The sequence below is a fragment of the Bacillus cereus group sp. BcHK124 genome (genome assembly GCF_027712065.1).
Classification (GTDB): domain Bacteria; phylum Bacillota; class Bacilli; order Bacillales; family Bacillaceae_G; genus Bacillus_A; species Bacillus_A pacificus.
The window spans coordinates 516,408-539,348 of the sequence record NZ_JAQFPJ010000001.1; the positions used below are offsets into that span (position 1 = coordinate 516,408).

Genomic DNA, 22,941 nt, shown 5'->3' on the forward strand with positions numbered 1-22,941 from the left:
GTGTAATCAGTCGTCAAAACATGAAGAATGTTGACTCCTGGTTTTTTATTTTGCTGTAACAATGTTTCAGGAGGATGTCATGAAAAGAAGTACCGAGTTTTTAAAAAGTTTAGATGTAAAATTAATTTTAATTTTGTGTGCATTATGTGTTACGAGTATAGCTGCTATATATAGCAGTCAGCAAACAGGACAATATGGAGATGCAAACTTTGCGATGAAACAGGGTTTGAACTACATAATTGGAGCTGTCTTGTTATTACTTGTTGCAAGCATCGACTTAGATCAATTGCAAAAATTGTCTTGGCCACTTTATATCGTTGGGTTTGCCTCACTTATTCTTTTGAAAATACTACCGGTTTCCACTTTCACACCTGAAAAATTAGGTGCAAAAAGATGGTTTGTATTTCCGCTAGTTGGACAAATTCAGCCGTCTGAGTTTTTCAAAATTTCATTGCTTCTCGTAGTAGCAAGTATAGCAGTGAAACATAATGCGCAGTATATGGCAAGGACATTCCAAACGGATTTAAAACTAGTAGGTAAAATTATGCTAGTATCCCTTCCGCCTATGGCTGTTGTATATAGCCAACCGGATACAGGTATGGTGTTCTTATACGCTGCTGCCATTGCATGTATTTTATTTATGTCAGGTATTCAGAAGAAATTGATAGCGTTATGTACAGTTATTCCAGTCACCATATTATCTACGTTAATATTTATTTACGTAAGGTATGAAGATTTCTTCTTTAATAAGTTAGTTACGTTACTAAAACCGCACCAACAATCACGTATTTTAGGTTGGTTAGATCCATTCGAACATACAGATCAAGGTTATCAAACACAGCAATCGATTTTAGCTGTAGGTAGTGGAGGCATGGAAGGTAAAGGGTTCCGGGAAGGAAGCGTCTATATTCCAGAGAAACACACTGACTTTATTTTCGCTACAATTGCTGAAGAAGGTGGATTTATCGTAGCAGCGTTAGTTGTATTCTTGTTCCTATTACTACTATATAGAACAATTATTATCGGTTATTCTGCTGATAATTTATTCGGTACATTATTATGTGCTGGATCAATTGGGATATTAACGGTTCAAATATTCCAAAATATCGGTATGATTGTTGGATTAATGCCTGTAAAAGGGATTGCATTACCTTTCTTATCGTATGGGGGAAGTTCCTTGTTCTCGAATATGATTATGATGGGTCTCATATTATCGGTACGAAAAACGTATAAAAAGTATATGTTTTCCGTTAAGTAAAAAAAGCTGGTTCGTTTTTAAACGAACCAGCTTTTTTACATATATACGCATAAACGTTGCAAACTAAAACAGACTAGCAGTTTGGGATGTAAGGAGTGCAAAGTGATGCATATGCATATTTTTGAGGGAGCACGGCATCTTTCTAATAGTGAATGGGTTATTCGGGCTATTATAGCATACATATTTTTAATATTAGTTGCGAAAGCAATGGGGCAAAGGTCCATCGCACAACTTCGCTTTTTAGATGTTGTATTGGTGTTATTGCTTGGCGGGAATATTTCTAACGCATTGTCTGATGAAAAAGTAGGATTAATGGGCTCGATGATTACAACGTTTATACTCGTTGTACTTCATATTATAAGTTCAGTTTTAATGTTGAAATGGGATAGATGGAGACGCTTTTTAGAGCCAGCACCTATCATTCTTATACACAACGGCTCCATTGATTTTAGCAATTTGAAAAAAGCGAGAATTACCGTGGAATATTTATTTTCAGAACTTCGTATGCGAAATGTGAGCGATATTCAAACGATCAAATTAGCATTATGGGAAGCGAACGGTGTCGTTTCTATATTTCGGTATCCAGAATATGAGGCAGTGTCCCGACTTGATCTAAAAGTGGCGGGAAAAAAATCTCCAGTTTCTTTTGTATTAGTAAAGGATGGGAGCATTCAGCAAGATGTTCTTGCTTTATTAGGGAAAACAGAAGAATGGGCGAGAGAATTTCTAGAGAAAAACGCAGAAGTTGAATCCATTTTGTTAGCTACAGTAGATGAAGCACATAAAATAAATATTTTGTTAAAAAAATGAAAAATATACGCATTTTGTCGTTTCATACATATGATACAATAGTGTGGACAACGAAAAAGGAGGGATACGATGGGATATGTAGAAGAATTACGGAAAATAGTTGGTCATCGCCCTTTAATTTTAGTTGGTGCTGTTGTACTTGTTATAAATGAAAATAGATATGTATTATTACAACAAAGAACAGAGCCTTACGGAAAATGGGGACTGCCTGGCGGATTAATGGAGCTTAGTGAATCACCAGAAGAAACTGCTTTTCGTGAAGTATACGAAGAAACAGGAATAAAGGTGAAGAACCTACGATTAATCAATGTGTTTTCTGGAGCGAACTATTTTACAAAATTAGCAAACGGTGATGAATTTCAATCTGTAACGACTGCTTATTATACAGATGAATACGACGGAGATTTTGTTATGAACAAAGAAGAAGCGGTTCAGCTTAAATTCTTCCCACTAACAGAACTACCTGACTATATTGTTGGGTCGCATAAAAAAATGATTAGTGAATATATGAAGATTATGGAAAAAAAGATATAATAATAGTGAAAGAAATACAAAAACACAGTTCTGGTTGGTAGTCCAGACGCATGATTTCATGTCAGTAACCTTCCCCTCCGGGATGTCCCGTATTTCTAATTTTTTTAGGGGGGGCTGTCAATGGATTTGACAGTATATCACGATGGCCAATTTTTTGTTGGAATCATTACATGTAAAGAAAAAGGGAAGTTGTATGGAACGAGGTATATTTTTGGAACGGAACCTTCAGACGAAGAAGTGCTTATATTTGTGAACGGTTCAATGTTAGCGTATTTTCAGCACTTTGCAAAATGTGGCGTGGAAGTGAAAGAAAAACAGCGTCCCAAAAATATAAAGCGGATCATACGACAAGCAGCAAAAGAAGTAAATGTAAACCGCTTTACTAAGGCGCAAGAAGCAATTAGCTTATCTTATGAACTGCATAAACAAGAAAAGAAAGTGCAATCTAAGGAGAAGCGAGAGGCTGAAAAACAAAGAAGACGTTTAATCAAAGTACAAAAAGCAAAGCAAAAACATCGTGGTCATTAAGAAAAGGTGTTAGAGCAAGAGCTCTAACACCTTTTCTATGCTGAAATACAAGTAAACTTACTTGTATTTCATAAACATTAACTGGTAAGATACAAATAGGTAGTTTTAGAGGAGGGAAAAGATTGATTAATTTTAACTTTTTTATGAATGATGTTGTCCGCCAAGCGCGTGAAGAGATTGTCTCTGCTGGATATACAGAATTGACGACGCCAGAAGCAGTAGACGAAGCGTTTAAAAGAAATGGAACAACACTTGTAATGGTCAACTCTGTATGTGGTTGTGCAGGTGGTATTGCTCGTCCTGCTGCTGCGCATTCTGTACATTATGATAAACGTCCTAACCACCTTGTAACGGTGTTTGCAGGTCAAGATAAAGAAGCGACAGCAAGAGCTCGTGAATATTTCGAAGGGTACCCACCATCTTCTCCATCATTTGCTTTATTAAAAGATGGAAAAATTGTAACGATGGTAGAGCGTCATGAAATTGAAGGTCATGAACCGATGCAAGTTATTGCAAAACTACAATCATATTTCGAAGAGAATTGTGAAGAACTATAATCAGTAGAGGTGGTTCATCCCAACTGATTATAAGTCCTTATAAAAATAAATGAAAAGGCGGTACGTCCACACTCAAGTGGATGTACCGCCTTTTTTTATTTCGTATTAAAATTTGTGGGATATGCATGGTTTTGTTATTTTATGCATCTTTTTATACATGTATAACTGTATTTTAACTTGTTTTATATTTATTTTTATTTTATATATTGCATAAAAATAAAAGTGCTGATACAATACAAACATCGAATAAATATTCTATTAAACTTTTAAATATACATTATTAGGGGGAAGAAAGATGAAGAAGTTATTATCAATATCGTTTGCACTTATTTTGATTGTAAGTATGTTTAGTGCTTGTAGTAATGGGGAAGAAAAGGCTACTGGAAAAAATAAAAAAGTACTGGTTATGGGGACTTCAGCAGATTATAAACCGTATGAATACGTAGAAGCTTCAAAAAGTGATGAAATTATCGGCTTTGATGTTGATGTTGCTAAATATATCGGAAAAGAACTTGGTTATGAAGTGAAAGTGAAAGATATGGATTTTGGTGGTTTATTAGCATCTCTTAGCTCAGGAAAAGTTGATTTCGTAATGGCAGGTATGACGCCAACTGCAGAGCGTAAAAATAATGTTGATTTCACAGATATTTACTTTGTTGCGAAAAACATGATTGTTTCTAAAAAGGATTCTAACATTCAATCTGTAGAGGATTTAAAAGGGAAAAAAGTAGGGGTACAAACAGGATCAATTCAAGAAGAGAAAGCAGCAGAATTTAAAAAACAAGTAGATTTCAAAGTTGAGGGACGTGACCGTATACCAGAAATCGTACAAGAAATTAAAGCTGGTCGTTTTGACGCTGCAATTATAGAAGATACAGTTGCTAAAAATTATTTAGAAAAAATGAAAGAATTACAAGGAATTGAAATTAAAGAAGCACCAGAAGAAGTAGGAGCAGCAATTGCCCTTCCGAAAAACAGTGACAAAACAGCTGAATTTAATAAAGTAATTAAAAAAATGCAAGAAAATGGAGAAATGGATAAATTAGTGAAGAAATGGTTTGGCAGCGAAAAATAAGCTGCCTTTCACTTTTCTGTGAGGGGAATGAAAAGAATGAACTTAGATTTTTCGGCGATTACGCCTTCGATACCGTATATATTAAAAGGTCTAGAAGTTACTTTGAAAATTGTAGCAGTATCAGCTTTAGCAGGGTTTCTTTTAGGGACGTTATTAGCACTTTGCAAAATTGCTAGAATACGAGCGTTAAATATAGCGGCAGACCTTTATACATCAATTTTCCGTGGTACACCACTTGTATTGCAATTAATGATTATTTATTTCGGTGTCCCGCAAATAATTGGTTATGAAATACCGGCATTCTTAGCAGCTGTACTTGCATTTAGCTTAAATTCAGGTGCATATATGTCAGAAGTAATCCGTGCCGGCATTCAAGCGGTTGATAAAGGACAAACAGAAGCGGCGATGGCTTTAGGAATTCCATACGGAAAAATGATGCGAAATATCATTTTTCCTCAAGCTTTAAAAAATATATTACCGGCACTTGTAAACGAGTTTGCGACACTTACGAAAGAATCGGCTGTAGTAACAGTAATAGGCGCAACGGATTTAATGCGCCGTGCTTACATCGTAGGCGGGGAGACATTTAAATATCTTGAACCATTACTTTTTGTTGGACTCATTTATTATATGCTAGTCATTATTCTTACATTAGTCGGGAAGGCAATTGAAGGGAGAATGAAGAAAAGTGATTAAAATTGAAAACCTTCATAAATCATTTGGAAAAAACGAAGTATTAAAAGGAATTACAACAACGATTGGAAAAGGGGAAGTAGTAGCGATTATTGGACCGTCTGGATCAGGGAAATCAACATTTTTACGTTGTATGAATGTGTTAGAAGCACCGACAAATGGTCACATTTGGATTGGAACGGAAGAAGTAACGAATCCGAAAACGAATATTATGCACGTCCGTGAAAATGTCGGAATGGTATTTCAGCATTTCCACCTATTTCCTCATATGACTGTATTAGAAAATATTACGTATGCTCCTATCAATGTAAAAGGAGTAACGAAACAAGAAGCTGAAAAGAAAGCCGAAAAACTTTTAGAAAAGGTCGGCTTATTAGATAAAAAAGATACGTATCCGAATCGTCTTTCTGGCGGACAAAAGCAACGTGTAGCAATTGCAAGAGCGTTAGCAATGGAACCAGAAGTAATGTTATTTGATGAACCGACATCAGCACTAGATCCAGAGATGGTAAAAGAAGTGCTAGAAGTTATGAAATCATTAGTTACGACAGGAATGACAATGGCAATTGTTACACATGAAATGGGATTTGCAAAAGAAGTAGCAGATCGTGTTCTCTTTTTAGATGGTGGAAAACTTGTAGAAGATAGTGCGCCAGCAGAATTTTTTGCAGCACCGAAAAGTGAGCGTGCACAACAATTTTTACAAAAAATATTGTAATATGTAAAGGATACGTGAATAATAAGTAGAAAAGGATGACATTGTGTCATCCTTTTTTTATACTAACTGTAAATACGTTTATACATATAGGAGCAATGCTATGTTCAAAATTGGATACCGTACAGTAAAAACAGCAATAGGGACAGGCGCAGCCGTTTTTATTGCTCAGTTATTAGGATTAGAATTTTATAGTTCAGCGGGTATTTTAGTTATATTATGTGTACAAAATACGAAACGTAAATCACTTCAAGTATCGTTACATCGTTTTTTAGCTTGTGTATTATCAATGGTGTTCGCATTTTGTATTTTTGAGACAATTGGATATACACCACTAGCAATTAGCGTATTATTACTTACATTTATTCCGACTGCAGTTATGCTTAAAATTCAAGAAGGTATTGTCACGAGTTCAGTTATTGTGATGCATCTATATTCATTGAAACAAATTACATGGCTTATTGTTGGAAATGAAATTGCGATATTAACGATAGGGATTAGCGTGGCTCTCTTAGTGAATATGTATATGCCAAGTAGTGAAAATAAACTAAAAGAGTATCAAGATAAAATAGAAAGTAATTTTAAAACGATTTTGTTTGAAATGGTTGTGTATTTACGAAATCGAGAAAGTAGTTGGAGCGGGGCAGAACTTATTGAAACTGAACAGATGCTAAATGAAGCTAGAGATTTATCGTTTAAGAAACTTGAGAATGCATTTATGCGAGAAGATGACTATTACTATCGTTATTTTAATATGCGCATGCAACAATTCGAAATTTTAGAGCGAATGATTCCGTTAGCAGCTTCTTTATCGTGGACATATGAACAAGCTGACATGATTGCCGATGTGGTTGAAAACATTAGTAATGCTATTAGCCCTCAGAGTACCGGGGTTATTTCTTTAAGACAGCTTCAAGAAATGAGAGAATTATTTAGAGAGATGCCATTGCCGGCTACACGTGAAGAATTTGAGATACGTGCGAAACTTGTTCAACTTGTATACGAAATGGAACAATATTTACTCATTAAAAGTCGTTTTAAGGGAAAGGATAATATAAAAGAACTTATATAGAAGGTAGGAATTATTTATGCCGTATCTTCTCTCTTTCCTATTATGTCTTTCTTTATCGCCTATTTGGCCCCTTGGTGATAATCCACGTGCCGGTGATCCTTTTATTATTGTAAATAAAGCGACGAATAAACTAGCTTATATTGACGATGGGAAGATTCAAAAGGTTTTTCCAGTCGCGACAGGAAAAACAAATGAATTAACCCCAGAGGGAACTTTTGATATTGTAATGAAAGCAAAGGATCCGTATTATATTGCAAAGGATATTCCAGGGGGATCACCGAAAAATCCACTTGGATCTAGGTGGATGGGATTTAATGCACGAGGAACTGATGGGAGTAAATATGGAATACATGGAACAAACCAACCGAGTTCAATTGGAAAGTATATTTCACAAGGGTGTATAAGAATGAAGAAAAATGATGTGGAGTATTTATTTGATCGTACTCCAATTGGAACGAAAGTGTGGATTGTAAAATCGAAAAAGTCATTTCAGCAATTGGCAAAAGAAAAAGGAGCCATTGCATATGAAAAAGCCAACGAAAAAGTTGGTTTTTTCTATTGTAATAAGTTGTCTTGACATGTGTACATAACCATGCGTTAATGAGAGTATAGAAAGATCAAATTAGATAAAGGAGTTGCTCATATGTACTTGAATCCAAAACTTTCGTATATGCAGTTTTTTATGGGATTTCTATTTATTATTACATTCATATTGGCAACTTTTAATATATGTTCTTATCTTGTAGCGATTGTATGTATGGCATTACTTAATCTTACTTTTGTTATTGGGGCATTTCAGCAGAAACAATATACAAGTTTTGTGATAGCACTTGTAATGTCATTTTCCTTTAGTATTGTAGCGATTGTGCTTTACATAAAATAAACCATCTCGATTTCGAGATGGTTTATTTTATTATGTGTAAAAAGCAAAAAAAGGACGAACAGAACGTCCTTTTTACCAAAACATACTTGCGCCAGCAAGTAATGTTGTTACAAGCATAGAAATTAGCATTACATAAATCATAACTTTTTGAGCTTTTTTATGCATCGTTAAACCTCCTTGCAAATCAGTACAATATCATTGTAACGAGAAATGATATTGTGGACAAGGGGGAGAGAAATGACAAAATTCGAGAAGTGTGTGTAAAGTATAACAGGAAATTTGTATGTACGTAGAGAATATATAAGAATGATAGGGTATAAGTTTTTTGTTATGCAAGCTGAAGAATGGAGATACGATGATGAAAATATATGAAACAAATCGTTTACATTTAAGGGAAATTGATGAGTCGTATGCTGAAAAAGTTCTTCAATATTACGACAGAAATCGTGAATTTTTAAAAGCCTGGGAAGAGTATAGACCGGATGATTTTTTTACGTTAGATTATCAAAAGAAAAAGTTACAAAAGGATAGAAAAGAGATCGCAGAAGGTAAAATCATCAGGCTTTGGATTTTTAAAAAAGGTGATGATACGAAAATAATTGGATGTATTTCATTTAATTTAATTGTTCGTGGAATTTACCAATCTTGTGTACTCGGCTATAAATTAGATAAGGAAGAGTTAAACAAAGGTTATACGACAGAAGCGCTTAGAAAAGCGATTCAAGTTGCTTTTGAGGAATTTCAATTACATCGTATAGAAGCACCGATTATGCCACGAAATTTAGCATCTATACAAGTAGTGACGAAGATAGGTTTTCAGTATGAGGGCGTGTCTAGGAAGATGTTAATGGTTAATGGAGTGTGGGAAGATCATATGCGCTGGGTATTGTTAAATGAGTAATAGAAAGCAGATGGTTATCTAGACATATAAACCGTCTGTTTTTTGTCTTGTATTTCGAAACTTTTGCGAAATTCTGTTATAATTAACAGTGTTACATACATAATGGTAGTGCAGGAGGCGCAGTCTTATGATTAATCAAGAACGTTTAGTAAATGAATTTATGGAATTAGTACAAGTAGATTCTGAAACGAAATTTGAAGCAGAAATTTGCAAAGTATTAACAAAGAAATTTACAGATTTAGGTGTAGAAGTATTTGAAGATGACACAATGGCTGTTACTGGGCATGGTGCAGGTAACTTAATTTGTACATTACCAGCAACAAAAGATGGTGTTGATACAATTTACTTTACTTCTCATATGGATACAGTAGTTCCTGGTAATGGAATTAAGCCTTCTATTAAAGATGGATATATCGTATCAGATGGTACTACAATTTTAGGTGCGGATGATAAAGCAGGATTAGCATCAATGTTCGAAGCAATCCGTGTTTTAAAAGAGAAAAATATCCCTCATGGTACAATTGAATTTATTATTACAGTTGGAGAAGAATCTGGTCTTGTTGGTGCAAAAGCATTAGATCGTGAGCGCATTACAGCGAAATACGGTTATGCATTAGATAGCGATGGAAAAGTTGGTGAAATCGTTGTTGCAGCTCCAACACAAGCGAAAGTGAATGCAATTATTCGCGGAAAAACAGCTCACGCTGGTGTAGCACCAGAAAAAGGTGTATCTGCAATTACTATCGCAGCGAAAGCAATTGCGAAGATGCCACTTGGACGTATTGATTCTGAAACAACTGCAAATATTGGACGTTTTGAAGGTGGTACACAAACGAATATCGTTTGCGATCATGTGCAAATCTTTGCAGAAGCGCGTTCTTTAATCAATGAAAAAATGGAAGCACAAGTTGCGAAAATGAAAGAAGCATTTGAAACAACTGCAAAAGAAATGGGCGGTCAAGCAGACGTTGAAGTAAACGTTATGTATCCAGGATTTAAATTTGCTGATGGCGATCACGTTGTAGAAGTTGCAAAACGTGCAGCTGAAAAAATTGGTCGTACACCTTCTCTTCACCAAAGTGGTGGCGGAAGTGATGCAAACGTAATTGCAGGACACGGTATTCCAACAGTTAACTTAGCAGTTGGCTATGAAGAAATTCATACAACAAACGAGAAGATTCCTGTTGAAGAATTAGCAAAAACAGCAGAATTAGTTGTTGCAATTATTGAAGAAGTAGCGAAGTAATGTAATAGAAAAAGCGTGTAAATCACAACTGATTTACACGCTTTTTATTTTGATTCGATTGCTTTTACAAGGCGGATAAGCCAATACAAGAAAATCCATGGCAGTATGTAAGTTGTTACTACATGGACTAGGCGAGGGAGAAAACCAGCTATGTTCATATCAAAAATAGGAAGAAGTAAATAATTGATTGCGACGATTAGTATAATTACGAGAAACGTATAATTGAGTTTATCAGTCGATTTCATAATAATCACCCCTGATTACAAATATATCCACTTTGTTTAAATTATAGCAATAAATATGATAGAAAAGAACAAGTAATGATTATAATTATTGTGCGAAATTTGATATAATAAAAGAACGAACGTTCTGATTAGGGGGTGAGTACTATGCGAGAAATGTATCCCAAAAAAGGTCGTGTTATTTTACATGTAGATATGAATTGTTTTTTCGCATCTGTTGAAATTGCTCATGACCCATCATTACAGGGGAAGCCGTTAGCAGTTGCTGGAAATGAAAAAGAAAGAAAAGGAATTATCATAACATGTAGTTATGAGGCGAGAGAATATGGAATACGTACAACGATGCCACTTTGGGAAGCGAAAAGGTTATGTCCACAATTAGTTGTAAGGCGCCCTAATTTTACATTATATCGTGAAGCTTCATTTCAAATGTTTCAAATCCTTTCCCGTTTTACGGAAAAAATACAACCAGTATCAATAGATGAGGGATATTTAGATATTACAGATTGTTACGCACTCGGTTCGCCTCTTGAAATAGCAAAGATGATTCAGCAAGCGTTATTAACAGAGTTACAGTTGCCGTGTAGCATCGGAATTGCTCCAAACCTTTTCCTAGCAAAAACAGCTTCTGATATGAAAAAGCCTCTCGGTATTACCGTGCTCCGAAAACGAGATATTCCAGAAATGATTTGGCCACTTCCGGTTGGAGCGATGCATGGAATTGGAGAAAAAACAGCTGAGAAATTAAAAGATATTCATATACAAACAATTGAACAGTTAGCAAAAGGAAATGAACATATCATTCGCGCTAAAATTGGAAAGCATGGTGTTGATTTACAAAGAAGGGCAAAAGGTGTGGATGATAGAGAAGTTGATCCGAGTCAAATGGGACAACATAAAAGCGTTGGTAATTCGATGACTTTTTCAAAGGATATGGATGAAGAAAAAGAATTACTTGATATGTTAGAAAGGCTATCAAAATCAGTGAGTAAAAGATTACAAAAGCGAACTCTTGTCAGCTATAATATTCAGATTATGATTAAGTATCATGATAGGCGGACAGTAACGAGGAGTAAGCAATTGAAAAATGCCATTTGGGAAGAACGAGATATTTTTCAAGCGGCCTCTCGTTTATGGAAGCAACATTGGGACGGCGATTCCGTTCGTTTATTAGGTGTTACAGCTACTGAAATAGAGTGGAAGACTGAATCGGTGAAGCAATTAGATTTGTTTTCATTTGAAGAAGATGCGAAAGAAGAGCCGCTACTTGCTGTCATTGATCAAATTAATGATAAGTATGGAATGCCGCTTTTACAACGAGGTAGTCAATTATTACGTAAGCAAGAAAAGTCTTTTCAGCAAAAATTAGAAAATAAGTTTATGTAGAAGGTGTCATGAAGCTGTAAATATCATGACACCTTTTATGTTCAACTTGCTTCTAAATCTAATGAAGTTTTCCAACCAGCTGCAGTAACGCCAGATTCTAATAGCATTCTGCTCACTATTTTTTCAATTAAGACTGCTGTATTTGTGTTGCAGTGTAATGTCGCTTGTATACATACTTTTTGATTAGAATCTACGTCTTCACTATACAATTCTTTTAAACCAATGCCTTCAGAACTTACCATATGCATAAGTAAAAAACGAATATGGGCTTCATGTTCTTCTGAACAAGTGAGAGAAAGTAAGTAGTTCGTTTGTTCAGGTGATTCTTCTTTTGATTTTTGATTCATAAAGAGAGCGATTGGGCGAAGTAGTATGTTTGCTAGTAAAACACCAGCTGCACCTAATATAGCTGCAATGAGGAAACCAGCGCCTGTAAGAGTACCAACAGCAGCTGCGCACCATAAGGTAGCCGCAGTATTAAGCCCCCTAATACTAAAACCATCGCGGATAATAACGCCGCCTCCTAAAAAACCAATCCCACTGACGACTTGAGCGGCAATACGTGAAGGGCTAGCATCGTGATCAATCATGACGGATAATAAAACAAATATACAGGCACCAAGTGATACGAGAGCATTTGTCCGTAGCCCAGCCATCCTATGTCTCCATTGTCGTTCCATTCCGATGCAAGCACCTACAATAATTGCAATAAATAATCTTAGTACAATGTCATACCATACCATCATGGTCACCTCCATACATATAAGTCCAAGTTATGTTTTTGAGAATGAGCGGGAAGCACCCGCTCATTCTCATTTTTATAACCAGCTATGAAACTTTTTAATATAAATTTTTTTTAGGAACTGTGTTAAGAAAGCATAGCCTAATAGTATTCCTATTAACCAAGGGAAATAGCTAAGTGGTAATGCTTGTAATCCAACGGCTGCTCCAAGTGGCGAGAATGGAATATAAATTCCGATTACCATAATACAAGCGGTTAATAAAAGAACCGGTACTGATGCAGTACTTTGAATAAACGGAATCTTCTGTGTTCTTATCATGTGAACAATTAAAGTTTGTGTTAGCAATCCAACGACAAACCAACCAGATTGGAATAATGATTGTTCGCTAGCTGTATTTGCACCGAAGACGTTCCACATGACCACATAGGTGATGATATCAAATATGGAACTAATGGGACCGATGCAAATAATGAAGTTCCGTAAATTTGCAGTATCCCATTTTCTTGGTTTTTCTAAAAATTCTTTATCCATTTTGTCCCATGGGATAGACAGTTGTGAAATATCATAAAGTAAGTTTTGAATTAAAAGGTGAATGGCAAGCATCGGCAAGAAAGGAATGAAGGCACTTGCTACTAACACACTAAATACATTTCCGAAGTTAGAGCTCGCTGTCATTTTAATGTATTTCAAAATATTACCGAATGTAGTGCGTCCTTCTAAAATACCTGCTTCTAATATCATTAAGTTTTTTTCAAGTAGAATAATATCGGAAGACTCTTTTGCAATATCAGTTGCAGTATCAACAGATATGCCAACGTCAGCTTCCCGTAACGCTACGGCGTCGTTAATGCCATCTCCCATATAACCTACAGTGTGTCTGTTTCCTTGTAATACTCGTATAATGCGAGATTTTTGCATTGGATTTAGTTTAGCAAAAACAGTTGTTTCTTCGGCTAGCTTTGCTAATGCTTTATCAGGTAAAGCATCGATTTCGTAACCAAGGATAGGCTCGCCAATATTTAATCCAACTTCTTTACATACCTTTTTTGTCACGATTTCGTTATCACCAGTTAAAATTTTTACTTGTACACCATGTTTTTGTAATGCTTGAATGGCAGTAGCGGCAGATGGTTTCGGTGGATCTAAAAAGCCAATATATCCAGCGAGAATCATATCATTTTCATCTTGTACGGCGTACTCTTTATTATTTGTTGGTCTATTTTTTTTATAAGCTACAGAAATAACGCGCATACCTTCACTATTCAAAGTCTCACTTAGTTGTTTTACATGTAAGCGCATGTCATCGGTAAGAGAAGCAATTTTGCCATCTATTTCAGTGTAGTTGCAAATAGATAAAATTTCTTCTACAGCCCCTTTACAGACCATTGTATGTTCACCTGAATTGTTTTTTACAATGACGGACATACGCCGACGAGCAAAGTCAAATGGAATTTCATCTAGTTTTTGAAAAACGGATGGATCAAATTTTTGATTTTCTTCTGTATGTTTTATAACAGCTTTATCTATTAAATTTTTCAATCCTGTTTGATAGAAGCTATTTAAATAGGCAAAGTGTAATACACGATTACATGTATTACCATTAGGATCTAAGTGCCGAACAAGTACAACTTTATCTTCTGTTAAAGTTCCTGTTTTATCGGTACAAAGAATGTTCATAGCACCTAAATTTTGAATAGAATTTAGCTGTTTTACAATTACTTTCTGTTTAGACATGTTAACGGCACCTTTAGCTAAATTAGCAGTCACAATCATTGGTAACATTTCAGGTGTTAGACCAACTGCGATTGCAATAGCGAAGAAGAAAGCTTCTTGCCAATCCCCTTTTGTGAATCCGTTAATGAGAAGAACGATAGGTGCCATAATAAGCATGAATGTAATTAAAAGCCAGCTTACTTTGTTTACACCTTTATCAAAGCTTGTTTCTACGCGCTTACCGATTACTTTATTTGCTAAAGAGCCAAAATACGTATCGGTACTTGTGGAGATGACAACCGCTCTTGCGCTACCACTTACAATATTTGTCCCCATGAAGCAAAGATTTTCCATATCGAGTGGATTGTAATTTTTTTTCGTGCTTTTCGGTAATAGATGTTTATTTTCTGTATGGTAGCAGTTTTCGTATTTTTCTACAGGAAGTGCTTCTCCTGTTAAAGAAGATTGGTTCACAAATAAATCTTTAGCCGATAAAATACGCACATCAGCTGGAACAATGTCTCCGGCTGAAAGTGAAATAATATCGCCAGGTACAAGTTCCTCAATTGGAATTTCCGTTGTATCAGTTTGCTTTAAAATTTTTACATTTTTTGTTTCGTGTACAAATCCATCTATTCTAAAGACACTCGCTGTTGTTCGAACCATAGCCTTTAACTGCTCTGCAGCTTTTTGAGAACGAAATTCTTGTAAAAAGCGAATCGTTGCACTTAGCATTACCATTACAGATACGACAATCGTTCCTTGTATGTCATCTGTGAAAAAAGAAAGTGCGCCGAGGGCTAATAAAACAAAAATAAATGGATTTTTAAATGCCAGCAGAAATTGAATGTACCACGGTGATGTTTTATTATGAGCTATTTCATTAAGGCCATATAAAGAAAGTCTACGAGACGCTTCTTCTTTAGAGAGTCCATTTTCTGTTGTTTCTAAAAGTCGTAACGCTTTGTTTGCATCCTGCGTTGCGACTTCCACTAATAATTTGTGATTTGTTTTCATACAATCTTGATCGTATGAATGTTTCGTTTCTTGTCTTTGTAAATTTAACATCGGTAGTTCCTCCTTTTTCATGAAGGAGGAAACAAGCTGTTACTCGACTATTTAAAATTAGGAGGAACAGTTTCTTTCCTACCTACATGATGAAATATTAACGTAAAACATATGGGTATCTGGGCCGAATCATCAATTGCCAACTGTTCCTCACCTCCGTACAATTTAGTAGTTTCTGAATATGCTATGTTTGTTTCATAGTAAGGTGCATATATACGTAAAAAGACCTTTACTCAAAACGAGTAAAGGTCTGAATTCGCAGTTAAAAGAGTCCACAACAAAGACTGTTAGTAAGCATAAATCAAAACAGTTTTTGTGTATGACAAAATACATGCACCTCTCCCTCGTTGAGTTTTAGCACTGTATAGCATAGGTACTGAAACCAGCTACGTTAAAAAAGGCCTTCATTCCGACCTTTCTTGTTGACCCATTGGCGTCTCTCGACATTTTTGGGCAGCAGCGTTTCTCTATACAGGAGCCTCACCTAACAGAGACCATATTCAATTACATGTTGAATGTTAGCACTGAAATTTTGTAGTGTCAACATATTTTTTGAAAACTCAAATATATTTATCTTGGCTATATAGTGGGGTACAGCCGAGATACGTGTAAAAACAGGTCATAGCCTTACTTTTATTTCCAACTATGACCTGTTGAGCTTATAGAGGGATTGTTTTTTCTATAGTGTGAGGTTTTTTTTGTAAATCAATTACATAATCCCAAAAGCGTTTGTGACTGCTAAACCAATTCTTCTTGACGGTTCCATCCTTCTACCTAAAAAAAGAGTCCTATTAATTTAGGACTCTCACACTAATTTCACAGAAACCATTTAAAGAATTCAATTGACTTTTTTATATTCATAAATTGATAATATTAAACCTACTACGAAAATAAAGGAAATACTACAAATACCAATAGGATAATTAATAAAAGTTCTTCCGATTCCTTCATGAGGACTGAATAATAATGGTACTATCCAGGGATACAAAACGTTTCCAGGTACATTAACTAAAATTAAATTCAAAAATAAAACTATACACATTAACAAGACTACTGAAAGAAAGCTTTTCCACTTAATTGCAAAAAAAGATGCTATAGGTATTAAACAGAAATGCATAATTGCCATTAATGAAACTATTTTAAGTTGTTGAATAAATAAACCATATGTAAAAGGAAGATTAGTAATTAACATACCTAAAAAGAAGGGAAGAATGAGCAGTATAACCATTGTAAAAATAATAAAGCTAAATATAATTAACAATTTACCGCAATAAAATTTTAATTTAGGAATAGGACTTGTAAATAAAATAATATTTGTTCCTTCTTGATATTCTCTAGCAAATATATATCCTCCAAAAATATAAAAAGTAGCAGTACCTGTCATAATGTTAAAAAACATATAAACTGTCTTATAGTATTCGCTCCAACCTGTTTCAGTAATAGAATATTTAGGATTAACGGCGTAAATCAAAAATACAAGTAATATGGGAATCAATTGCAGAACAGTAGTAATATATATTAATTTAGAACCCTTAAATTTAATAAGTTCTGATTTTATTATAGATTGCACCGATTAATCCCTCCACCTCCAGTTATTTGCATGAAATAATCCTCTAATGTTTGTTTTACAGTTACAATTTCATAAACATCGATTCCTGCAAAATTTAATAATTTATTTAATTCTGCAGTATTTCCTTCAAAATGATTTATCAGAATATCTGTATTAGAAAATCGATAATCTAAATGTTTTACATTTTCTTTTAAAATCTCAATACATTTATTAATATTGTTAACCTTAATTCTTATATATTTTCCAAATTTATCATCTAATTTATTCATAGAACTTTCTTCTAAGAGTCTCCCCTCGTGTATAATTCCAATATTATCTGCTACTTGCTGTACTTCACCAAGTATATGACTTGATACTAAAATTGTCTTTTGATGCTCTTTAGCTAATTCAATGAGTAGTTCTCTTATCTCTTTAATTCCAGCTGGATCTAAGCCATTTGTTGGTTCATCTAATAATAATAAATCAGGATTATGTAATAACGAACGAGCAATACCTAATCGCTGTTTCATTCCTAAAGAGAAATTCTTTACTTTTTGATGCTGAACGTTTTGCAAATTAACAATATTTAAAACACGGTCGATGGCCTTAGAATCCTTAACTCCCATGTAATTACTACTAATTTTCAAATTATCAGTAGCACTTAAATTCCCATAAAAACCTGGATATTCTATAATAGCTCCGATATTCCCCAAAAAGGAACGATTATTAATATCTAACTTATTTCCAAATATATATACATCTCCACTTGTTGGCTGTAATAGCCCCATAATCATTCTAATTGTTGTTGTTTTTCCAGCACCATTTTCACCTAATAATCCATAAATTTTACCTTTTTCTATATGCAATGAGATGGAATCAACTACGGTATTTGATTCGTATATTTTTACTAATTTAGATGTTTCTAGTATATATTTCATAGTTTTCCTCCTCGCAGTATTTGTGAATTTCTACTAATAACTTACCAAATAAAAGTGAAATACACCATTTTTTCTGAAATATCAGAAAAGTTAATTTTTAAATCGTCCATTTGTTGTTTTTTGGTATATAATTATCTCGAAGCTAGTTTCACAAAGAAATCTACAAGATTGGGGGGAGAAATATGTTAAAAGCATTTAATAATGTAACTAAGTTTGGTGAACCAGTAGTTAACAAAGGTTGCTCTGCAAATGATATGTGTTGGTTCTGTGATGCAAATGACCGAGACATTACAAAGTATATCCAATACGGTTCGTTCTGGTAAACGTTGTATAATTTCTTTTTCTAATAATTTACTACTTGTAGACACATTTCTTCGTGCTAATCGTTTTAAAAGTTGGAAAATAAATATTGTAATGAACATAAATAAAAAGCACTGATCACAGTGCTTTTTGTTATAGATTATGAGATTGTAACATTTTCAAAAATAACAATCTCTGAACTGTTTGCAGTTGAAACGCGTTGTGCATAATATGTTAAAGCTGAAGAAATATATGTTGGTAACGAATCATTTGTATGTGTTGTTGTATATTCATGGATTAATTCTTTCAAAGTCGTCCATTCTAATTGTGCTGGGTGATCAGACACGAAAGAACTTACCCAGCGATCAAATGAAGATGAAAAATCAGTTTGTAAACGAAATGCTTCTTTCATAATAAAACGCTCCCTTAAAATGTAGTATAATCATTTTAACATAAAAAACGAACGATTGATAAGTTTTTTGAGTATAATGTTCGTGATATATAGTTGTCTAGATGATTGGTTATGTAAATTCGATTTGCCATTTGAAATAACATTCCGTAAGATGAAAGGTAGATTATATAAAGAGCTGGAGGAAAGAAAGTGGAATTTGTATTTTTAGGAACTGGTGCAGGTGTTCCTTCGAAAGGAAGGAACGTTTCAGCAATTGCTTTGCAATTGTTAGAAGAACGAGGACAGACTTGGTTATTTGATTGTGGCGAGGCGACGCAACATCAAATATTACATACATCAGTACGTCCACGCCGCATTGAAAAAATATTTATTACGCATTTACATGGTGATCATATTTTTGGATTGCCTGGTTTATTAGGAAGCCGTTCGTTCCAAGGAGGGACTACACCTCTAACAGTGTATGGACCAAAAGGAATTAAACAATTTATTGAAGTCGCATTATCAGTAAGTACGACACATGTAAAATACCCGCTTGAAATTGTTGAGATAACAGAAGAAGGTACTGTGTTTGAAGATAATGAATTTCATGTGGAAACGAAAAGATTGTCACACGGTATTGAATGTTTTGGGTATCGTATTATAGAGAAAGATATACAAGGCGCCCTTTTAGTCGATAAATTGCTGGAGATGGGCGTGAAACCAGGTCCACTCTTTAAACGTTTAAAAGATGGAGAAGTGGTTGAATTGGAAAATGGTACGATACTAAACGGAAAAGATTTTATCGGCCCACCTCAAAAGGGAAGAATTATTACCATTTTAGGTGATACGAGATATTGTGAAGCGAGTAGAGAGCTAGCACAAGACGCTGACGTACTTGTTCATGAAGCAACTTTTGCAGCAGAAGATGAACAACAAGCTTATGATTATTTTCATTCCACATCTAAGCAAGCTGCGAGTATTGCACTTCAGGCAAATGCAAAACGATTAATATTAACTCATATTAGTTCTCGTTATCAAGGGGATACATATAAGGAATTATTGAAAGAGGCAAGAGAGCTATTTTCTAATACAGAAATAGCTACAGATTTAAAATCATTTCCAGTGGACAGATAATAATGTTGTGAAAAAATGGTGACGAAAGGTTGCCATTTTTTTATTTCTAAAAAAAAATAAAAATAAAACTGTTATCATTTTATGCTTATATAGGATGAAACAGAAAGTTTTAATGATGTAAAGATATAAGATGAAACAACATAGTATCGATTGTTTAGAAAAACTGTTATATAAGTCGGACGACATACAAGTAGTACAAATAGCAAAAATGGATTGTTATTCAGAACTTTTAAAATTCATTAAAAGTAAGCGTTTTATTAAAAACAAGCTATAATGAGGACAGATTATAATTTACTGTAGGCTACATGTGTTTGAGACGTTTATCATAACAAGTGAAGTTGAATAAATTGTGAGAGGGCAACATGGAAATTATAATAGGAAGGACATTACTATTATTTGTATGAAGCCTTTTTCACTTTTTAGCTTTAAGGCATCAAAAGGTATGAAAGCAATGGGCGTTTCACTTGTTTATGCTATGCTTGTAAGGGGTTCTGTGTTAAACTTTGGATTGCTACAAGACTTTACTGTAGATTATCTTATATTATGTGTAAATGAAGGTAATGCTAAGTTTCTTATTTCATATTATAACTGGTATTATTTCAGGATATATCGCTTCACTGTTATTCAAAAACGATCCAATTCGTATAGCGGAACAAATTCGTAGTACAACTGGAAAAGCAACCGATTTGGTAGCTTAATAGAATAGTAAAAAATTTTTTCATAGAGGTTTAGGGGGAGTTATGATGAAGTATCGCTCAGTATTTGATATTATCGGTCCAGTTATGATTGGTCCATCAAGTTCACATACAGCAGGCGCAGCACGAATGGGGCAAGTTGCTCGCCAGCTGTTTCGTCATGAACCAGAAAGAGTAAGCATTTCATTATATGGATCATTTGCAAAGACGTATCGTGGGCATGGTACAGATGTAGCGCTAATAGGTGGGATATTAGGGTTTGAAACAGATGACTTACGTATTCCAGAGGCGCTAGAGATAGCAAAAGAGCGCGAAATTGAAGTGGAATTCATTGAAGAGGATGCCAATGCACCTCACCCAAATACAGCAAGAATTCGTTTGTATAAAGGTGAAGAAGAAATTGAAGTTGTTGCTTGCTCAATTGGTGGCGGTAAAATTGAAGTTGTAGAATTAAACGGATTCGATCTTCAATTATCAGGCACGAGTCCAGCACTACTTATTGTAAATAACGATCGCTTCGGTGCTATTGCAGCAGTAGCTTCAATCCTTGCGAAACACGAGATTAACATTAGTACAATGAGTGTTTCTCGTAAAGAAAAAGGAAGAAGAGCGCTTATGGTCATCGAAACAGATGAAATATTAGCAGATGAAGTGATTGAAGAAATAAAAGCGCAACAAAATATTTGTCAAGTAACTATTATGGAATAATTGCAGGGGGGACACACCATGTTTCGGAACGCAGCGGAACTAGTGGCGCAAGCTAAAGAACAAAATGTAAAAATCGCAGAAATTATGATTCAATGTGAAATGGAAACAAGAAGTATTTCACGTGAAGAAGTAATTGCTGGTATGGAAAAGAACTTAGTCGTGATGGAGCAAGCAGTAGAACGTGGTATTCGCGGAGTGAAATCACCAACTGGTTTAACTGGTGGAGATGCTGTAAAAGTTCAGGCGTATATGAAGAGTGGAAAAGGCTTATCTGGAGATACGATTTTGGACGCAGTGAGTAAAGCTGTTGCAACAAATGAAGTAAACGCAGCGATGGGAATTATTTGTGCAACACCAACAGCAGGGTCTGCTGGAACAGTGCCAGGTGTACTATTTGCACTAAGAGAAAAATTGCAGCCTACACGTGAAGAAATGATTGAATTCTTATTTACAGCAGGAGCTTTCGGTATGGTTGTTGCGAATAACGCTTGTATTTCTGGTGCAGCGGGAGGATGCCAAGCTGAAGTTGGTTCAGCAAGTGGAATGGCAGCTGCAGCTGCAGTTGAAATGGCTGGTGGAACACAAGAGCAAGCAGCTACAGCGATGGCAATTTCATTAAAGAACATGCTTGGTTTAGTATGCGATCCTGTTGCAGGACTTGTAGAAGTACCTTGCGTAAAACGTAATGCAGCAGGAGCTGCAAATGCGATGATTTCAGCTGATTTAGCATTAGCTGGTGTAACGAGTACTATTCCATGTGATGAAGTAATTGAGGCGATGTTTAGAATCGGACAAACGATGCCAGTAGCACTTCGTGAAACAGCTGAAGGTGGACTTGCAGCAACACCGACTGGTCGCCGTCTGCAAGAAGAGATTTTTGGGAAGACGAATAACTAAAAATATATGTTTATAAAAAATGGAGCTCAAGTAAGATTGAGCTCCATTATTTATTTTTCTTTTGTTAACTGTTCTAACGTTTTCCCAAGATTATGTGATCGTTGCGCTGCCTGTGTAATACAAGAAATAAGCGCTTGTTGAAATTGGTGTTCTTGTAATACTTCAATGCCCGCTTCGGTCGTTCCACCAGGAGAGGTAATTTCCTTTCGCAAAATAGACGGGTGTTTTTCACTTGCTTTTAGCATTTCAGCAGCACCAATCATCGTTTGGAGAATAAGTGACTTTGCAACATCTTCTTTTAAACCGATTTTTTTTGCAGCTTCTTCCATCGCTTCTACTACGTAATAAATATAAGCAGGCCCGCTTCCGGATAATGCAGTGACAGCATGCATATCTTCTTCCTCTACAACAGAGACGAGACCGATCGTTTCAAATAAAGCTATGGCAGTTTGAATATGTTCCTTTGTTGCATGTTTTGAAGGTGAGATAGCAGTAGCTGATTTTAAAATAGCTGCAGATGTATTTGGCATGGCACGAATAATCGGAACGTCTTTTTGAAGTAGATTTCTAATTGAATGAGTAGAAACACCTGCTAATAACGAAATAATAAGCAGGTTATTATGTATGTCTTCTTGAAAAGGGGTAAGCGCTTCTGCAACATCTTTTGGCTTCATTGCTAGAAAAAGAATATTTGTATTAGTAAGTAGTTCTTTTTTATTATGTGTACCTTTGACACCGTATTTGTTATGTAGCTCCTGTAACCTTGTCTCATTAGAACGATTACTTACAGTAATTTGTTCGCCTTTCACAACATTTGCATGTAACAAGCCACCAATAATCGCTTCAGCAATAGAGCCTGCACCGAGAAAGGAAATGTTTTGAATAGACATGATGTTCCTCCTTTA

At 35.1% G+C, this 22,941-nt stretch carries 27 protein-coding genes and 1 riboswitch; of the genes, 19 read left to right on the forward strand and 8 right to left on the reverse strand.

The features are described 5' to 3' along the window. The first annotated feature begins 79 nt into the window (after positions 1-79). The 11 genes from PDK19_RS02840 (at position 80) to PDK19_RS02890 (ending at position 8,125) form a co-directional block, all read left to right on the forward strand. Entirely contained in the window at positions 80-1,258 is a 1,179-nt protein-coding gene (locus tag PDK19_RS02840; protein WP_000831185.1) for an FtsW/RodA/SpoVE family cell cycle protein, read from the forward strand. A gap of 105 nt (positions 1,259-1,363) precedes the next feature. Continuing rightward, on the forward strand, positions 1,364-2,068 hold the full coding sequence (locus tag PDK19_RS02845) for a DUF421 domain-containing protein (protein WP_000550967.1): 705 nt from the start codon (positions 1,364-1,366) through the stop codon (positions 2,066-2,068). Positions 2,069-2,137: 69 nt separating this feature from the next. After that, positions 2,138-2,602: an NUDIX hydrolase gene (locus PDK19_RS02850; protein ID WP_014481752.1), complete on the forward strand. Its 465-nt coding sequence runs from the start codon at positions 2,138-2,140 to the stop codon at positions 2,600-2,602. 120 nt (positions 2,603-2,722) lie between these two features. Beyond that, positions 2,723-3,130, forward strand: coding sequence for a YjdF family protein (locus tag PDK19_RS02855; protein ID WP_014893521.1), 408 nt, complete (start codon positions 2,723-2,725; stop codon positions 3,128-3,130). A gap of 143 nt (positions 3,131-3,273) precedes the next feature. Continuing rightward, on the forward strand, positions 3,274-3,687 hold the full coding sequence (locus PDK19_RS02860) for a BrxA/BrxB family bacilliredoxin (protein ID WP_001998211.1): 414 nt from the start codon (positions 3,274-3,276) through the stop codon (positions 3,685-3,687). A gap of 295 nt (positions 3,688-3,982) precedes the next feature. Continuing rightward, on the forward strand, positions 3,983-4,762 hold the full coding sequence (locus PDK19_RS02865) for a transporter substrate-binding domain-containing protein (protein WP_016718454.1): 780 nt from the start codon (positions 3,983-3,985) through the stop codon (positions 4,760-4,762). Positions 4,763-4,798: 36 nt separating this feature from the next. Then, entirely contained in the window at positions 4,799-5,458 is a 660-nt protein-coding gene (locus tag PDK19_RS02870) for an amino acid ABC transporter permease (protein ID WP_001046921.1), read from the forward strand. Continuing rightward, positions 5,451-6,173, forward strand: a complete 723-nt coding sequence (locus PDK19_RS02875; RefSeq protein ID WP_000590225.1) for an amino acid ABC transporter ATP-binding protein — start codon at positions 5,451-5,453, stop codon at positions 6,171-6,173. The genes PDK19_RS02870 and PDK19_RS02875 overlap by 8 nt, the downstream gene beginning before the upstream one ends. Before the next feature lie 100 nt (positions 6,174-6,273). Next, on the forward strand, positions 6,274-7,242 hold the full coding sequence (locus PDK19_RS02880) for an aromatic acid exporter family protein (RefSeq protein WP_000472684.1): 969 nt from the start codon (positions 6,274-6,276) through the stop codon (positions 7,240-7,242). Positions 7,243-7,258: 16 nt separating this feature from the next. After that, positions 7,259-7,819, forward strand: a complete 561-nt coding sequence (locus tag PDK19_RS02885) for a L,D-transpeptidase (protein ID WP_001146557.1) — start codon at positions 7,259-7,261, stop codon at positions 7,817-7,819. Between the two features lie 66 nt (positions 7,820-7,885). Then, complete coding sequence (locus PDK19_RS02890; protein WP_000281165.1) at positions 7,886-8,125, forward strand: DUF3894 domain-containing protein; 240 nt, start codon at positions 7,886-7,888, stop codon at positions 8,123-8,125. A 72-nt stretch (positions 8,126-8,197) separates the two neighbouring features. Here the strand turns inward: PDK19_RS02890 and prli42 are convergent, their stop codons facing one another. Next, complete coding sequence (gene prli42 / locus PDK19_RS02895; RefSeq protein WP_000549038.1) at positions 8,198-8,290, reverse strand: stressosome-associated protein Prli42; 93 nt, start codon at positions 8,288-8,290, stop codon at positions 8,198-8,200. A 190-nt stretch (positions 8,291-8,480) separates the two neighbouring features. On the opposite strand from prli42, the gene PDK19_RS02900 reads away from it, so the two are divergent. Both PDK19_RS02900 and PDK19_RS02905 read left to right on the forward strand, forming a co-directional pair. Further along, positions 8,481-9,026, forward strand: a complete 546-nt coding sequence (locus PDK19_RS02900) for a GNAT family N-acetyltransferase (protein ID WP_001993297.1) — start codon at positions 8,481-8,483, stop codon at positions 9,024-9,026. Between the two features lie 127 nt (positions 9,027-9,153). After that, positions 9,154-10,272 (forward strand): tripeptidase T, encoded by a 1,119-nt coding sequence (locus PDK19_RS02905; protein ID WP_000609810.1) that lies wholly within the window; start codon positions 9,154-9,156, stop codon positions 10,270-10,272. A gap of 44 nt (positions 10,273-10,316) precedes the next feature. Here the strand turns inward: PDK19_RS02905 and PDK19_RS02910 are convergent, their stop codons facing one another. Further along, complete coding sequence (locus PDK19_RS02910; RefSeq protein ID WP_000842873.1) at positions 10,317-10,517, reverse strand: hypothetical protein; 201 nt, start codon at positions 10,515-10,517, stop codon at positions 10,317-10,319. Between the two features lie 144 nt (positions 10,518-10,661). On the opposite strand from PDK19_RS02910, the gene PDK19_RS02915 reads away from it, so the two are divergent. After that, entirely contained in the window at positions 10,662-11,900 is a 1,239-nt protein-coding gene (locus PDK19_RS02915) for a DNA polymerase IV (protein WP_001208836.1), read from the forward strand. Between the two features lie 41 nt (positions 11,901-11,941). Here the strand turns inward: PDK19_RS02915 and PDK19_RS02920 are convergent, their stop codons facing one another. The 4 genes from PDK19_RS02920 to PDK19_RS02935 all read right to left on the reverse strand — a co-directional run bounded on the left by PDK19_RS02920 (position 11,942) and on the right by PDK19_RS02935 (position 17,911). Next, positions 11,942-12,643, reverse strand: a complete 702-nt coding sequence (locus tag PDK19_RS02920) for an MgtC/SapB family protein (protein ID WP_000262355.1) — start codon at positions 12,641-12,643, stop codon at positions 11,942-11,944. 75 nt (positions 12,644-12,718) lie between these two features. Continuing rightward, complete coding sequence (gene mgtA, locus PDK19_RS02925; protein WP_270706559.1) at positions 12,719-15,424, reverse strand: magnesium-translocating P-type ATPase; 2,706 nt, start codon at positions 15,422-15,424, stop codon at positions 12,719-12,721. Positions 15,425-15,755: 331 nt separating this feature from the next. After that, positions 15,756-15,923: riboswitch (M-box (ykoK) riboswitch) on the reverse strand. A gap of 339 nt (positions 15,924-16,262) precedes the next feature. Beyond that, a complete protein-coding gene (locus PDK19_RS02930) occupies positions 16,263-16,994 on the reverse strand; it encodes an ABC transporter permease (protein WP_014893523.1) in 732 nt (243 codons plus the stop codon). Beyond that, on the reverse strand, positions 16,982-17,911 hold the full coding sequence (locus tag PDK19_RS02935) for an ATP-binding cassette domain-containing protein (protein ID WP_000875127.1): 930 nt from the start codon (positions 17,909-17,911) through the stop codon (positions 16,982-16,984). Before PDK19_RS02935 ends, PDK19_RS02930 begins: the two co-directional genes overlap by 13 nt. 182 nt (positions 17,912-18,093) lie before the next feature. Here PDK19_RS02935 and PDK19_RS02940 point away from each other — a divergent pair, with 182 nt between their 5' ends. Further along, positions 18,094-18,234, forward strand: coding sequence for a hypothetical protein (locus PDK19_RS02940; RefSeq protein ID WP_154214284.1), 141 nt, complete (start codon positions 18,094-18,096; stop codon positions 18,232-18,234). Between the two features lie 137 nt (positions 18,235-18,371). Here the strand turns inward: PDK19_RS02940 and PDK19_RS02945 are convergent, their stop codons facing one another. Then, positions 18,372-18,623 carry a DUF3932 family protein gene (locus PDK19_RS02945; protein ID WP_014893524.1) on the reverse strand — a complete coding sequence of 84 codons (252 nt, stop codon included), beginning with the start codon at positions 18,621-18,623 and terminating at the stop codon, positions 18,372-18,374. Between the two features lie 189 nt (positions 18,624-18,812). Between PDK19_RS02945 and rnz the strand changes: the two genes are divergently transcribed. The 4 genes from rnz to sdaAA all read left to right on the forward strand — a co-directional run bounded on the left by rnz (position 18,813) and on the right by sdaAA (position 22,036). Then, positions 18,813-19,736 carry a ribonuclease Z gene (gene rnz, locus PDK19_RS02950; protein WP_000397443.1) on the forward strand — a complete coding sequence of 308 codons (924 nt, stop codon included), beginning with the start codon at positions 18,813-18,815 and terminating at the stop codon, positions 19,734-19,736. A 551-nt stretch (positions 19,737-20,287) separates the two neighbouring features. After that, a complete protein-coding gene (locus PDK19_RS02955) occupies positions 20,288-20,434 on the forward strand; it encodes a hypothetical protein (RefSeq protein ID WP_001998205.1) in 147 nt (48 codons plus the stop codon). 45 nt (positions 20,435-20,479) lie between these two features. Then, complete coding sequence (sdaAB, locus tag PDK19_RS02960) at positions 20,480-21,139, forward strand: L-serine ammonia-lyase, iron-sulfur-dependent subunit beta (protein ID WP_000877446.1); 660 nt, start codon at positions 20,480-20,482, stop codon at positions 21,137-21,139. Between the two features lie 18 nt (positions 21,140-21,157). Continuing rightward, positions 21,158-22,036 (forward strand): L-serine ammonia-lyase, iron-sulfur-dependent, subunit alpha, encoded by an 879-nt coding sequence (gene sdaAA, locus PDK19_RS02965; protein ID WP_000489463.1) that lies wholly within the window; start codon positions 21,158-21,160, stop codon positions 22,034-22,036. 50 nt (positions 22,037-22,086) lie between these two features. Here the strand turns inward: sdaAA and proI are convergent, their stop codons facing one another. Beyond that, complete coding sequence (gene proI / locus PDK19_RS02970) at positions 22,087-22,926, reverse strand: pyrroline-5-carboxylate reductase ProI (protein ID WP_000027269.1); 840 nt, start codon at positions 22,924-22,926, stop codon at positions 22,087-22,089. Positions 22,927-22,941 lie beyond the last annotated feature (15 nt).

Bases quoted from the DNA above. Each gene is read 5' to 3' on its own strand.
- PDK19_RS02920 (WP_000262355.1), bottom strand. From the start codon at position 12,643: ATGGTATGGTATGACATTGTACTAAGATTATTTATTGCAATTATTGTA.
- PDK19_RS02880 (WP_000472684.1), top strand. From the start codon at position 6,274: ATGTTCAAAATTGGATACCGTACAGTAAAAACAGCAATAGGGACAGGC.
- PDK19_RS02935 (WP_000875127.1), bottom strand. From the start codon at position 17,911: ATGAAATATATACTAGAAACATCTAAATTAGTAAAAATATACGAATCA.
- PDK19_RS02885 (WP_001146557.1), top strand. From the start codon at position 7,259: ATGCCGTATCTTCTCTCTTTCCTATTATGTCTTTCTTTATCGCCTATT.
- PDK19_RS02905 (WP_000609810.1), top strand. From the start codon at position 9,154: ATGATTAATCAAGAACGTTTAGTAAATGAATTTATGGAATTAGTACAA.
- PDK19_RS02860 (WP_001998211.1), top strand. From the start codon at position 3,274: ATGAATGATGTTGTCCGCCAAGCGCGTGAAGAGATTGTCTCTGCTGGA.
- sdaAA (WP_000489463.1), top strand. From the start codon at position 21,158: ATGTTTCGGAACGCAGCGGAACTAGTGGCGCAAGCTAAAGAACAAAAT.
- PDK19_RS02915 (WP_001208836.1), top strand. From the start codon at position 10,662: ATGCGAGAAATGTATCCCAAAAAAGGTCGTGTTATTTTACATGTAGAT.
- PDK19_RS02945 (WP_014893524.1), bottom strand. From the start codon at position 18,623: ATGAAAGAAGCATTTCGTTTACAAACTGATTTTTCATCTTCATTTGAT.
- PDK19_RS02850 (WP_014481752.1), top strand. From the start codon at position 2,138: ATGGGATATGTAGAAGAATTACGGAAAATAGTTGGTCATCGCCCTTTA.
- PDK19_RS02910 (WP_000842873.1), bottom strand. From the start codon at position 10,517: ATGAAATCGACTGATAAACTCAATTATACGTTTCTCGTAATTATACTA.
- PDK19_RS02940 (WP_154214284.1), top strand. From the start codon at position 18,094: ATGTTAAAAGCATTTAATAATGTAACTAAGTTTGGTGAACCAGTAGTT.
- PDK19_RS02865 (WP_016718454.1), top strand. From the start codon at position 3,983: ATGAAGAAGTTATTATCAATATCGTTTGCACTTATTTTGATTGTAAGT.
- PDK19_RS02955 (WP_001998205.1), top strand. From the start codon at position 20,288: ATGAAGGTAATGCTAAGTTTCTTATTTCATATTATAACTGGTATTATT.
- prli42 (WP_000549038.1), bottom strand. From the start codon at position 8,290: ATGCATAAAAAAGCTCAAAAAGTTATGATTTATGTAATGCTAATTTCT.
- mgtA (WP_270706559.1), bottom strand. From the start codon at position 15,424: ATGTTAAATTTACAAAGACAAGAAACGAAACATTCATACGATCAAGAT.
- proI (WP_000027269.1), bottom strand. From the start codon at position 22,926: ATGTCTATTCAAAACATTTCCTTTCTCGGTGCAGGCTCTATTGCTGAA.
- PDK19_RS02890 (WP_000281165.1), top strand. From the start codon at position 7,886: ATGTACTTGAATCCAAAACTTTCGTATATGCAGTTTTTTATGGGATTT.
- sdaAB (WP_000877446.1), top strand. From the start codon at position 20,480: ATGAAGTATCGCTCAGTATTTGATATTATCGGTCCAGTTATGATTGGT.
- PDK19_RS02855 (WP_014893521.1), top strand. From the start codon at position 2,723: ATGGATTTGACAGTATATCACGATGGCCAATTTTTTGTTGGAATCATT.
- PDK19_RS02870 (WP_001046921.1), top strand. From the start codon at position 4,799: ATGAACTTAGATTTTTCGGCGATTACGCCTTCGATACCGTATATATTA.
- PDK19_RS02900 (WP_001993297.1), top strand. From the start codon at position 8,481: ATGATGAAAATATATGAAACAAATCGTTTACATTTAAGGGAAATTGAT.
- PDK19_RS02845 (WP_000550967.1), top strand. From the start codon at position 1,364: ATGCATATGCATATTTTTGAGGGAGCACGGCATCTTTCTAATAGTGAA.
- PDK19_RS02840 (WP_000831185.1), top strand. From the start codon at position 80: ATGAAAAGAAGTACCGAGTTTTTAAAAAGTTTAGATGTAAAATTAATT.